The organism is Porphyromonas levii (assembly GCF_018206105.1).
GTDB lineage: Bacteria > Bacteroidota > Bacteroidia > Bacteroidales > Porphyromonadaceae > Porphyromonas_A > Porphyromonas_A levii.
In genome coordinates this window covers 18,422-32,099 of sequence record NZ_JADRGN010000026.1, presented here as the reverse complement: position 1 = coordinate 32,099, position 13,678 = coordinate 18,422, and the positions used below count along the sequence as shown (strand labels likewise).

General features: G+C 45.6%; 10 protein-coding genes. 1 reads left to right on the top strand and 9 read right to left on the bottom strand.

Annotation, left to right across the window (positions count from 1 at the left end):
- Positions 1–335: 335 nt before the first annotated feature.
- On the top strand, positions 336–2,321 hold the full coding sequence (locus IX315_RS06570) for a 6-phosphogluconolactonase (protein WP_211639638.1): 1,986 nt from the start codon (positions 336–338) through the stop codon (positions 2,319–2,321).
- 238 nt (positions 2,322–2,559) lie between these two features.
- Here the strand turns inward: IX315_RS06570 and IX315_RS06565 are convergent, their stop codons facing one another.
- The 9 genes from IX315_RS06565 to IX315_RS06525 all read right to left on the bottom strand — a co-directional run bounded on the left by IX315_RS06565 (position 2,560) and on the right by IX315_RS06525 (position 13,658).
- The gene (locus IX315_RS06565) at positions 2,560–4,032 is read right to left on the bottom strand and encodes a TolC family protein (RefSeq protein WP_026215542.1); all 1,473 of its coding nucleotides are present in this window, start codon (positions 4,030–4,032) and stop codon (positions 2,560–2,562) included.
- A gap of 14 nt (positions 4,033–4,046) precedes the next feature.
- Entirely contained in the window at positions 4,047–5,306 is a 1,260-nt protein-coding gene (locus tag IX315_RS06560) for an ABC transporter permease (protein ID WP_211837286.1), read from the bottom strand.
- Position 5,307: 1 nt separating this feature from the next.
- The gene (locus IX315_RS06555; RefSeq protein ID WP_211837285.1) at positions 5,308–6,591 is read right to left on the bottom strand and encodes an ABC transporter permease; all 1,284 of its coding nucleotides are present in this window, start codon (positions 6,589–6,591) and stop codon (positions 5,308–5,310) included.
- 27 nt (positions 6,592–6,618) lie between these two features.
- Complete coding sequence (locus IX315_RS06550) at positions 6,619–7,866, bottom strand: ABC transporter permease (RefSeq protein WP_211837284.1); 1,248 nt, start codon at positions 7,864–7,866, stop codon at positions 6,619–6,621.
- A 4-nt stretch (positions 7,867–7,870) separates the two neighbouring features.
- Positions 7,871–9,121: an ABC transporter permease gene (locus IX315_RS06545; RefSeq protein WP_211837283.1), complete on the bottom strand. Its 1,251-nt coding sequence runs from the start codon at positions 9,119–9,121 to the stop codon at positions 7,871–7,873.
- Positions 9,122–9,145: 24 nt separating this feature from the next.
- On the bottom strand, positions 9,146–10,396 hold the full coding sequence (locus IX315_RS06540; RefSeq protein ID WP_211837282.1) for an ABC transporter permease: 1,251 nt from the start codon (positions 10,394–10,396) through the stop codon (positions 9,146–9,148).
- A 6-nt stretch (positions 10,397–10,402) separates the two neighbouring features.
- A complete protein-coding gene (locus IX315_RS06535) occupies positions 10,403–11,665 on the bottom strand; it encodes an ABC transporter permease (RefSeq protein ID WP_211635459.1) in 1,263 nt (420 codons plus the stop codon).
- A gap of 543 nt (positions 11,666–12,208) precedes the next feature.
- Positions 12,209–12,973 (bottom strand): GIN domain-containing protein, encoded by a 765-nt coding sequence (locus IX315_RS06530; RefSeq protein ID WP_167620600.1) that lies wholly within the window; start codon positions 12,971–12,973, stop codon positions 12,209–12,211.
- Between the two features lie 19 nt (positions 12,974–12,992).
- A complete protein-coding gene (locus IX315_RS06525) occupies positions 12,993–13,658 on the bottom strand; it encodes an ABC transporter ATP-binding protein (protein WP_026215544.1) in 666 nt (221 codons plus the stop codon).
- Between the last annotated feature and the right edge of the window lie 20 nt (positions 13,659–13,678).

Here is a 13,678-nt window from a genome sequence, read left to right as displayed (position 1 = left end):
CTAGTATGTCTCAACGAAACATAGGGTATGAGGGGGAGATCCAAAGTCAAGTGGTATAGTATATTTCAGGGGCGCAGCGCTGAAAAGTCAACCACTTGGTGCGCATAATCAAGTAAATAAGGAAATAGGAGTCAACAGACCAGTGAAACCTCAGGCACGGATGGTCAACTAGATAGTTAAATTGCCCCGAAAATGGTCAATAAATTCAGGAAAAGACAATCTGACCTTCAAAAAGTCATTTCTAACTTTTACCGGACAGCAATAATACAAAAATATTTAGTATCTTGTCGGTTCAAATAAAAGTTACAACAATAACTATATATTAGGAAGAAAGTATGAGACATGGACTGAGCAATAAGATTGCTCTTACACAGATAGAAGAAAGGCTATACAAGCCACTGAATGCGTACGAACAGGGCATACTAACTACGTACGAACGTATCCCCGTCAATATCTTGCCTACGCCTGAGGAGGCATCCAAAATAATTGCCAATAGCATGGCACTAGACATCCAGGCAAAGGCAAGCCAAGGCAAGCCATTCGTGCTGGTATTATCAGGAGGCACTAGTCCAGAACCTCTCTACAACGCACTCATAGAGCTACACGAGAAGAGTGGTCTGAACTTCGGGAATGTTCACATATTTCCTATGTATGAGTTTGTACCCCTCCCAAGCATGGAGAGTGGTGTGTCGGCTCTGATTGCCAATCACTTTACCAGCAAAATAGATCTCCCTACCGACCAATTGCATCGGCTCAATCATCAGCTGACCACAGATAATATAGGGGAAGCCATCCATGAGTTTGACAAAGCTATAGCTGATCTAGGAGGCATTGACCTACTCGTGACAGGTATAGGGCGTAGAGGTAGCGTAGGCATCAATGCACCAGGATCAATATTTTCACAAGGCACACGCCTATCCGTGCTCGATACCACCTCTGTCCAAGAGGCTATCTCCACCTTCAATACCAAAGAAAACGTACCTCCTACGGCAGTAACACTTGGACTCAAGGACCTAGGGGAGGCGAGAAAAGTTATCCTCCTTGCATGGGGCGAGGCTAAAGCGGATGTCATAAGGAAGACAGTAGAGGAGCGTGTTTCAGACAACGTACCTGCATCCTTCTTCCAGACACATAGCAACGTACAGGTATACACAGACCTACAAGCTGCAAGCCAACTAACACGCATCAATCGCCCTTGGAAGGTAACAACCGTCAATTGGACACCCAAGATGGTTCGCCGTGCTATCGTATGGCTCTGCCAAGAGACGGGCAAACCTATCCTTAAGCTCACCAATCAGGACTACTCCGACCATCAGCTCGGAGAGCTACTTGCAGTGTATGGTTCGGCATACGATGTCAATATCCGAGTATTTAACGACATACAACACACCATCACAGGATGGCCTGGAGGTAAACCCAATGCCGACGACAGCAACCGTCCCGAGCGAGCTTTGCCTGAGCACAAACGTGTACTCATCTTCAGCCCCCACCCCGATGACGATGTGATCTCTATGGGCGGTACATTCCGCCGGCTAGTAGTGCAGAATCATGATGTGCATGTCGCCTATCAGACCTCTGGCAACATAGCGGTCGGAGACGAAGAAGTCATTCGTTACCTCTCTTTCCTCCGCAATACTGCTGAGCACCTCGGGATGCAAGACACCGAACTCTACAAGCATACTGTAGATCTTCGCCATTTTCTACTCCACGACAAGGTAGAGGGCTCTATTGAGACCCCTGATGTACGCTACTTCAAAGGTAATATTCGCGTAGAAGAGGCACGTACTGCAGCTCGCTTTGTTGGGCTTGATGATGACCATATCCACTTCCTCAACCTCCCATTCTACGAGACTGGAGGTATCAAGAAGAACCCACCTACTCAGGCAGACGTAGATATTGTGGTAAAACTCTTGCAGGAGGTTAAGCCTCATCAAATCTTTGTTGCAGGCGATCTAGCCGACCCACACGGCACGCACAAGGTTTGCCTCGATGTTGCCTTGGCAGCAATTGACCAGCTCAAGGAAGAAGAGTGGATGAAGACCTGCTGGATATGGATGTATCGTGGTGCTTGGGCAGAATGGGAGATTGACCATATCGAGATGGCGGTACCAATGAGCCCTGAAGAGCTACGCTACAAGCGTAATAGCATCCTCAAGCACCAGTCACAGATGGAGAGTGCTCCATTCCTCGGGGATGACGAGCGTCTTTTCTGGCAACGCTCCGAAGATCGCAACCGTGCTACTGCTGAGCTATATCAGCGTCTTGGACTGGCTAGCTATGAAGCTATAGAGGCCTTTGTGCGCTATCATCCTGTAGACTAACCCATGTAGGGCATCCCTACACCCAATAGAATAATCTCCTCTCAGGTAGGCATCGCTGCCTTCTGAGGGGAGATTGATTCATACACCATCATTAACGAACTAATTAAGAGAGCCAATCCCACAGTCGTAGGATTGGCTCCATTGGAGAGGAATAGGGCTATTTACAAATTGATTACAATACCTGTGCCCTATTCCACAGAGACTCACAACATAATATATCTATCGAAAGAAAATGCCCTTATTCAGCAATAACAATGTCCCTTCCCTGCTGATAATCGTAGAGAGTCAGCGAACGTAGTTGATAGAAGTAGTACCAATAGAGGTACATTTCATTGATGTAATTAGCTCGTGCTGAGTCCTTAGAAATCTGTGCATCGGCAAGGTCTAGTGTATTAATCTTACCGATCATAAAGCTCTCCACCGAAGTATTATACCTCTGCTGTGCTATCTCATCGGATGATTGAGCTATCTCCATCTGCGTTGCCTGATTATTGTAGTGCTCCACGAGGAGGAAGAGGTCTTGATTGAAGTCTATTTGCTGCTTCTTGACCTGAGCTAGAGCCACCTCACGATTACTCTCTGCCACTTTTACCTGACCACGTCGCTTTCCCCAGTCGAGCAATGGGATCTTCACACCCACTTGTACCACCTGATTATCTATGAGGTGCTGGTACGCTGGGCGGAATAGCTCATCTTGCCCAGTATAGCCTACAGAGGCGAAGAGACTTATTTGCCTTAGATTACCCTTGGCTTGTGCCACCTCATAGTCCGCCTCTAGCTGTCGACGACGAATAGTCTGTAACAAAGGATTATTCTGAGTCGCTTTCATCAGCACATCCTCGTAAGTAATAGCGGGATACTGCGCAGTTTCTGGGACAGTAGCTTCTACTTGAGTATGCTCTCCCAGTCCGAGGAAGGAGGTAAGGGCGAACATGGCTGAGCGGTGTCTAGAGCGCTGGTCGGTGAGCTTACTATCGGCATTTAGCGAGGAGAGGCGGAGCTGTAGAAGTTCATTCTCAGATATCTGCCCCATCTCTCTTCTTGCCTTAGCTATCTCATAGATACGATTGGCATTGGCTTGGTTCTGCTCCGCAATCTTAAGGTTCTCCTGAGCCATTAGGAGTGCGAAGTAGAGGGAGATGGTTTTGAGCGTAACTTGCTCTACATCCGCCAAGTACTTAGCTTGAGCCTCTTTGTATCGGACAGGCTCTATCTTGCGAGCCCATTTAAAGTGGTTTGTGCCAAAAATAGGTTGCTCCAAGGTTATCCCTACAGGCACGCTCAGGAAGGAAGGTTTCTGTCCAGGCATATTGAGGGGATTAAGGTACTGGAGTGAAGAACTTAGGCGCACCTTACCACCTGTAAACCATAAATTCTGTTCTATAGATAGTTCGCCCTTGAGCATCAAGGAATTGGTGCGAACAAAGCTCTGGCTACCATTGGCATTTTGATATAGATTATAGCTCCGCTGATAATTGGGCAAGGTACCCGTGAAGGTAACCTCTGGCAATAGCTCTGCTTTATAGGTACGGTAGCTCCAATAGGCACGCTGATATTCGTTCTTAGCCACCTGAGCCTCTACCGAAGCATCGTGAGCTTTCTCTATAGCTTGCCCGAGGGTGAGCACCTCTTGCCCAGTGCATACAATAGGGGCAAGTGGTGCTACAGCCCAACAGAACAAACAAACAATGAAAAAATAGTATCGTCTCATATCATTATATTGTATTACTCCTCTGCCAATGCAACTGCAGGGGACATATTTATAGCTTTGCGAGCAGGGAGCCAAATCCCCACTATAATCATCACACAGAGGAGGGCAACGGTAATAGCCATACCTATTAGGTAGCGCTGTAGCGACAGCTCCATATACTCTGTGCTAAGCACCTCTTTCTGCCCTAGCACATAGAGCACAACCATACTTGGAATCATAGCTGTAGCTAAGATTATTAACCCCTCGGCATAAAACTTCCCTAGAACGCCCCTAGGGGTATCACCTAAGACCATCCTCAGACCTATCTGCTGCCGACGTGCCTGAGTCCGGAACCAAAAGACGCCCATCACACCTAGAAAGATATTCACTAGGAGAAAGAATACCAGTAGCATCTTAGTCTTGAGCTCATTCGTCTGGCTTCTTTGAAAAGAGGCTTTATTATCTGGTACATAAGTAATCTCTTGGGGATAGAAGTTGCCAGCCTTTAGTCGAGGAGCCAATTGGCTCCAGAAATAATGCCTAAAGTCTTTATCTTCCTCTGCCTTTACCCGAATAGGGAATTGGAAGTACTGGATATCCTGACTAGCATAGTACTTAAAGATATTATACCCCATTGGGAAAGCGTAGTAGCTCGAGAAATCATCGAAGTCATCAAGGCGAACAGGCTTTGAGATAGCCCCTACGGTAGCTCCTTCGCCCTTCATAGCATCTTCTTTATTTTGATTGACAATCATTCCTATTGGATTGGTGCCATCAGGAGCTAGAGCTTCTACAATATCAGGGGTGACAATCCACTCTCTTCGCTTAAGTGCCTCTACAAGTTCATCAGTACTACCATTGACAGACTGATACTTATAGACTTTAAAGAAATCTGGGGAGACATACCGATAAAGCGAATTTACCTGAAAGGTATCTCTATAGAGACTGGTGGATCTCCAGCTCCCCTCATATGGTGCTGATTGCATACAGAAGGCTGCTGCTTCCACCTTAGGGTCATGAGTCAGTCGCTCCATGATATTCTCTATAAATCCTATTTGCTGTTCCTCGGTATAGTCTGCTCTATAGCCCTCACTTGCCTCGCTGAGATATCCAAGCTTCATCATATAGGTATGCTTGATATCGAATCCCAAGGGCTTGTAGTACATACTGAGCGTTACATATATGTTATCTACTATAAACCAAAGGAAGACAGACACGACAGCCAACTCCAACCAAAGGGCTAGATTACTCTTCGACTCATTACGAATGATTTTGAATATATGCTTAATCATCATATTATTTAGACTGTAGAGATTCAACAATAGGGACTCGTGAGACCCTCCATGCAGGGAGAAGGGCTGAAAGGAGGTTCAGCAACAAGCAGAATAGTAAGGCAATAAAGAACACCGTTGGCGTAATCAAAGAAAATGGATCGACACTCAATTCGCCTTGTAGGATTCCAAAGGTTCGCACAGAGAATAGCACGAACTTCAGGACATACGATGAGGCAAATGCTAGCACCAAACCTATCGCCCCACCTAATAGTGTACTCATCAGACTCTCTACCATTACTTGCTTCATTACCTCTTTTCGTGTAGCTCCAAAAGAACGCCTCAGTCCAAGCTCAGAAAGACGCTTACGCATCTGAGACATAGTGATCCCTGAGAGATTAATAGCTGGTACTATAAGGAGTAATAGAAGGGTAAGCGCCAATTGGCGGACTATTTTCTTGACTTCGGGAATATCGCCAGGGTTTTCTCTATGAATATAGCTAAAATGATTGTCGGGCTGCCCACTGAGGTCTGCACTATACTCTGTAGTACCAGCGTTATAAGCCTCCTTGAGTGCCTCTATCTCAGCCCTTATCTTAGGGAAATCTTGCGACGATTTAGCAAGAATATAAGCTCGGCAGATACCGGACATCCCTTCAGCTCCCTCAAAAAGCATAGGCTCCGAAGTGATGGGAGTCCACAGCTGTCCATACGCAGCCTCTGCTAAGGTAGAGATATCCTTAACAACACCTTGGACAGTATACCCTGTATAATTGAGCTCTATCCTTTCTCCTGAAACATCAGTACGCCCAAATACTTTCTTAGCAAGCGACTCCGACAACACTGCCTTTCGAAGACCCGAAGAGACATCTGCTAGATCAAAAGGGCTACCATCGATAAAATCAAATTCGAAGACCTTCCAGAAGCCTTCATCCACTCGTCTGAGGTCGTAGCTCTCAGCAATGTCACTTCCAGGACGACTTACAAGAGTCAACCGAGTTAAACCATAAGCTATAGCGACTGCTTCGGCAGACTTTATAGGTTTCAGTACCTGTGAAGCAAATTGATATCCCATCAGTCCCGAAAACGAACCATCACTATTGCCTTTACTATTGCCTCTCATCCACTTAACATATAGAGTACGATCTCGATTGACTTCAGGTGGATAAGGGGCATTCTTGATCTGGTAGGTCATCACCATTACCATAATCATGCAGATAGCGAGGGCAGTACCAAGTATAGAAATCGTACTTAGTACAGGATTCTCTCGGAGCACCCGCCACGCTTGTTTGATGTATTGTTTCAGCATAGTTTATATTGTATGATAATAAAATGTTTATTCTTCTCTAAGGGATTGAGCTGGAGGTATCTTTGTCACTTTTCGAATAGGAAGCCATACTGCTAGGGTCAAAGTAACAAGTATCACGATAAAGACGATGAGTAAGACCCCTACATACCTTGCGGTGTCGAGAGGGATTAAACTAACACTAGGGAATCCTATATAGAAGAGGATAGCCACTACGATTGCAGCAAGCACAAATGCTACCAATAGAGTAATCACCCCCTCGTAGATAAACATACGAATAGCGCTCCTTGGTGTAGCACCAAACGAGATTCGAAGCCCTATCTCTCCCACACTTTTCTGGGCTCGATTAGTAAATACCCCCACTACGCCAATCAGTATGTTTGTAAGTAAGAAGATGAGTAAAAAGCTATTGAGTAACAAATCATTTCTTACCTCTTTCTCATAAACTTCGAAAGAATCGGGAAGGTATTGGAGTCCGTCAAACTTCATATTAGCTTGCACAAATGATTTTCCTATATCTGCTGAAAACCGCTCCTCAAACCCCTCTTTTGCACTTGATGCTACTCTGATACAGATCTCAGAGTAGAATGGAGAATAGATCATATCTCCTTCCGATAGATTAGAGAGAAGCATAGGTATAGAGCTAGTAAAGCGATTGTTTTTGATAGGATAGATCATTTCATAAATCACTTCGCTCGCCTCATTAAGTGAGGTATCAGTAAAGAGCGTATCTCCTACGACTGTATTACTTTTGCTATTAAAAATATTAAGGACATCAGAGGTAGCGACTCTGTGCTTATTAATTAGAGCACTCTTCACACTTTCTGAATCTCCGTAAACAGAACGTATTTTGAATACATCCACAAAACTGGTGGTAACTTCGGGTGATGCAATTTCCCTTTGTTCGAAAATGCCATACCTAGTAATAAACATCTCGAATGATTTTATCTTAGTCCCAGGCATTGCACCAGTAGACATCGAAACGCTTTCTACTCCATCGTAATTCTTAATTCTGTCGTACAATGACCATAACGCAGCGCTTTGGTCTTCTATGGAGACACTATCTTGGTATTCCTTGTCAAACACCAGGATTTCCTTTAGCTTCACTTGATAGGTATTCTCCACATCCCATCCAGGGTATTGCTTATAGTTGCGTACCTGTACGTAGACTAAGTCTATCGCATACCATAGGAATAGCGCAATAAGAAATAATTCCAATAGGAGAGCGACATTGCTACTACGTTCATTCCACATCTTTTTTAGAATATGCTTAGTCATACGATTACCTCCTTTCCAATGCGTCAATGATACTTCTACGAGATGCTAATAGAGCAGGCACTATTGCCGAAACCATATTGAGCAGTACAGCTGTAATGATGACCACGGCAATAACTTCTAGCCGAATCAAAGTCCACAAAGGAATCTCTATATTCCCCTCTCCGAACAACATTTCCTGCAATGTATAAATAGCTATGACTGAGCATACGAAACCGATGGCGGTACCGATGAGTGTGTAGAGTAAGCTTTCCCAAACAACTTGGTTCAGGATATTTCTATTATTGGCGCCATAAGCCTTTCTAATGCCTATCTCACCTATACGCTTTTTCATCCTTGAGTGGGTCAGACTGGCAATATTGACCGCTGGTACTAGGAAGAATAATGCTAGGAGCACAAATTGTTTTCTATAAGCAGAGGTCAAATCCACTGGATCCAATCCTAATCGAAAAGAGGCTGTCCTAAAGTCATCTGGGGCTCCTAATAGGTCTATCTCTATATCATCACTGGTACTATTAAAGTACTTTACTCTCTCTTGTACCTCTTTGGCAATTTCTTTTTTACCACCATTGCCGTCAGGCATTAGGAAAAGATTGTAAGCACCCACATAACTTTGGGAGGATTCAGACTCCTTAAAGGCAGGCGATGTGTAGGGTACCCAAATATCTCCATACGCATAGGTGATGACTCTCTGTGGTCTCTTGACTACTCCTACGACCTTGTATCTATCGTTGCCACCTAATAAAATCTCTTTTCCAACGGCATCATCTTGGCCAAAGAGTTCAGAAGCCAACTTATCTGACAGAACCACAAGGGAAATTCCTGCAGTCGTTTCTTCAGCGGTAAAATGGGTGCCTGCAATAAACTTGAAATCAAAGAAGTCCCAATACTGTTCGCTAACACCAGTGACAAAGTATTGTCCCTTAGATGGCTGGTCAGGCAAACCAATGGTATTCCTCGAAAATGTATAAAAAGCTACCCTCTTGGTCGTCTTGAGGTCGGTAAAGAATTCTTTAATACTCCTCTCGCCTACCCCCGACATAGACCAGTTCTCAGAACTCTTCTCCACCATTTGCTTCACAATGAGCATCTCACGTCTATGGATTTCGGGTGGAAATGGTCCATACTTCACCTCATCCACTAGCACCAGCACCATAATCATACAGATAGATAGTGCAGTACCGAGAATAGTAAGCCTGCTTTGGAGCTTATTCTCACTAAAGCCCCGCCACGCTTGTTTGATGTATTGCTTGAGCATAATATCTTATAGTATAATGTATGTTTATTCTTCTCTAAGGGCTTGAGCCGGTGGGATTCGCTTAGTACGGCGAGTAGGTAGCCATACTGCCAATACCACGGCGCATCCCATAAGAAGGGCAGTAATCAATAGGTCGCCCACAAAACGACGGACATCCAATGGTATTAGTTCCACAGCAAGGAGCTCAAACTGAAACACCACCGCCATTATGATGGCAGACAATACGAGCGCTATCGCCAGCATCAATAGACCTTCGAGTATAAACTGCCACTGTGCTCCCCTTGGCGTGGCGCCGAAAGAGATACGCAGACCGATCTGTCCACGACGTTTCACCACTCTAAACCAGAAGACACCAGCAACACCCAAGAGTACATTCACGAGTAGGAATAGAGCCAATAATCCTTGAGTAAGGAAATCGTCCTTCATCCGTTCCTTTTCGTACTCAAATTGATCAGGATTGTACAGTATTTGCTTAAAGCGATAGTTGCCTGCGCTCAGGGTAGGCGCTATATCCTTGGTAAACATCTCCTGAAAACCATCCATAGCTTCAGGCTTCACTCGGATACTATACTCGATAGCATCGAGCCAATCGTACTGTAGTGGCACTTCCAAGTTTACAGGGAGTAGAGAGAAAGGCACCGCTTCTTGGAACCGAGAATAGCGGACTTGCTGTACCTTCCCTCCAATAACGGTCTCTACCTGAGTCATCTCCCCATCCATAAAAGTCGTATCACCTACGAGCGTACCCCCATTAGGAAGTAGTTCTCTTTCGGCATCCTCGCTGATAATCATCTTCCCGTCCCTAAGCGCTTGCTGAACCTCTGCTAGGGTAGCATTGATAGGCTCATATCGGTAAACCTCCAAGAATTTAGGATCCACTAGTCTCCTGAGGCAGGAGAAATGGGCATCCGTCTTCCGAGTTATCACAGGGCGGAACATATTACCAGGCGAACCCGGACGCGATGCCACCGAAAGGCTCACGACCTCTGCTCCAGGAGTCCTCTTGACACGATCGAGTAATGTATAAATATTATCAACATTGTCCTGATACTCAAGTCCCTCTACATACTCTCGACTCTCCTTGGGCACAGACTTTATCTGTACCAAGTACGTGTGCTCAATATCGAAGCCAGTAGGGCTATAGTAATTGCGAAGCGTGCAATAGACCACATCAACTACCGCCCACATAATGAGGGCTATCAACGCAAGCTCGAGGATAATCACCATATTATGCTTACGCTCATTCCATATCAATTTTAGTATATGCCCAGTCATAGTCTATTATGCTTCATAGAGGTTATTAATGATATTACTTCTGGAGGATTTTACGGCAGGCACAATGGAGGCAATTAGATTGAGTAGCAGACAGAAAATAATCACACTTAGGAATATCTCTGGTCGCATAAGGTCCGACACAGAGAGCTGCATCCCCTCCACACTATAGCCCTTAAATAGTATCTTCCGGAGCATAAAGAATCCGCCAATTGAGAGTACAAAGCCAATGACCGTACCTATCACTGTATAGAGTAGACTCTCCCAGATCACTTGGTTCGCAATATTCATAGTACTTGCACCATACGTACGTCGTATCCCTATTTCGCTTGCCCTCTGCTTCATACGCGAAGTAGTCATCAGAGATAGATTAATGGCAGGCACTAGAAAGAATAGGAGGAGTAAAAGGATCTGCTTCCTATTATATGCCTTTACCCGAGTATCTTGATTATCTGAAAGTCTATTGATAGCCTGCTTGTACGTATCAGGTTGTCCTCGGAATGAGAGTGTATAATTTGGCTCATTCGCATTGAACCGCTCTTCAGCCGTAGCCACCTCCTCTCTAATCTTCGCCATATCCTTTCCATTCCTAGCCAGCATTACAAGACGGAAAGAACCCGTAAGAGAAGGATCATTAGGATCAAGTAACATAGTACTGGTATAAGGAATCCAGATAGAGCCATTGGCATAGTTCATAAGGTTAGAAGGTTGCCTCACCACTCCTACTACCCTGAACTCCTCTTCGCCATTGAGGATAAAAGACTTCCCTACCACGTCATCAGACTCGAAGAATTCTCTAGCCACCTTGTCCGTGATAACCGCTACCTTAGCTCCGGCTTTCACCTCGGCTTCGCCAAAAGCACTACCAGCCACGAAGGTATAGTCGAATAGCCTCCAATTACCACCATTGGTGCACTCTACATACATAGATACATCGGTGCTGCCCCCTGGCAATCTTACACCAATCCTATCTCCCGTATAGAAATATAGGGCTTCGGGAGTCTTGAGGGGAAGGAATACTTCCTTAATCGTCCTCATCCCTAATCGGCTGTTATTCGTCCCATTTTCCTTGCTGTCCACGGTGATACTCTTCACATAGAGCGTACGGTCTCGTGTATTCTCAGGGGCAAAGTTGCCGTGCCTTACCCTATCGGTCATCACCAGAATCATAATCATGGCTATAGAAAGTGCGGTACCAAGTATCGTAATCGTACTCAGCACAGGATTCTCTCGGAGCACCCGCCACGCTTGTTTGATGTACTGCTTGAACATAATAAGATTATTCGGACTTTAGTAGTTTGGAAATATCGAGCTGATAAAGTTTGCGAGCCACAATACGGACACAGAGATAGAGTATGTACTACTCATAGATCTACTTATGTTGACAGTCTTAGACGCTTACTTCTCTTCAAATCGCTGTACCCTAACCATCTCCGCTATAGAGACGCATTGGCTTTTTTCCACGCTTCTGCAAAGGGGGCGTGTCGGTACCGTGAGGGACGCTATCCACTTTTCCAAAAAGTTTTCCGTCCTTGGAAAGGTATGTTTCCATCGTTGGAAACTTTCTTTTCCATCGTTGGAAACTTTCCTTTCCCTCCTTGGAAACTTTTCTTTCCATCGTTGGAAACTTTGCATACCCACGTAGGAAACTTCCGGCGCACTACCGACTGCCATCATTTGATACAGACCAACCCTGGTGGCACGCTCTATTTGCAGCCATGGAAGTAACCCGAAAAGCCTAGGCGTTTCTATAGAGAAGTAATGGTTTAGCATAGGTATTTGGTGTGGGCAAGGTGCTCTTCTTGGTACAATACGTTATCGGATATTAACGCCACGTATCTTACCCTCAATCTCTTGGGGCTTACCATAGAGATTGATGTCGGCACCAGTACTAGCACCTACCTTGGCTTTCTTTTTGATGGTAATAGAGATATCACCCGCAGTAGATGCTGAACAACGACCATTCTGCACCACTAGCCCCCGAGCACTGATATCAGCACCTGTAGAGCACTTTAGTGTAGCAGTGCTAGCACGCCCTGTGAGGTCTATATCCGAACCAGTAGTACAGACGAGAGAAGCATTAGCTACATCTATCATACCTTCTACCGATGCACCGGTGGTGACATGGCAATTAAAGCCCTTAGCGGTGAGGGCTAGCCCCTCCACCTCGGCACCTGTAGTAGCATTGATAGAGAGGTCTCCCTCTAGCTTCAGAGGAGTACCAAACTTCACCTCAGCACCTGTGGTCACTTTGATAGCACTAAGTGAGGGCGCCGATACGGTAGCTTTTAGGATTACCTTCCTGGGCTTGTTGTTGTTCTTTTGGTTCTCAAGCCCCAAGATAAGACGACCATTCTTCACCTTCATCCGCACACAGTCTGCCACCTCTTCGGAGTATGAGACCTTGATGGAGGTGGTAGCACTCTGTGTAAAGGTAATATCCCAACCCACTGAGGCATCGATTCTATCAAAGTTGCCGAGGTGCGATAAGTCTTCATCCACAGTCTTCTGAGCAGCACAAGTTGCAGCGCTCAGAAATAGAGCGACCACGGTGATCAGAGTATACTTAATATGATTCATAATGATTGCAGTGTAGGGATTAAGAGATCTGACGACCATCGAGGAAACGAAGTACTCTCTGAGTCTCAGCAGCCTTAGACTCGTCGTGCGTTACCATCACTATCGTACGCCCATCTTCCTGATTGAGCTGGTGGAGCAGCGACATAATCTCGGCACCCATCTTGGAGTCGAGGTTACCAGTAGGCTCATCGGCTAGGATAATCGATGGATTACCAATCACGGCACGGGCGATAGCCACTCTCTGGCACTGACCACCTGATAGCTGAGCTGGGAAGTGCTGCATGCGGTGGGATAGACCTACTCGCTCTAGCACTGCCTTGGCTAGCTCACGGCGCTCTTTGTCGCCCACCTTACGATAGAGGAGCGGCAGCTCTACATTGTCCAGTACGTTGAGCGAATTGATAAGGTGGAAACTCTGGAAGACAAACCCAAGGTGTTCGTTACGGAACTTAGCTAGCTCCTTATCGCCCATCCCCTCGGTACTCTGACCATTGAGCATGATCTTGCCCTTGGTAGGCTTATCGAGCAGACCCATTACATTAAGGAGGGTAGATTTACCACATCCTGATGGTCCCATAATGGAAAGGAACTCGCCCTCCATTACCTCGATATTCACGTTTTCCAGTGCCACGGTCTCAATCTCCTCTGTACGGTAAATCTTGTAGACCTCTTGAAGTTCAATCATCTTCTTCATAATCGTTGCTT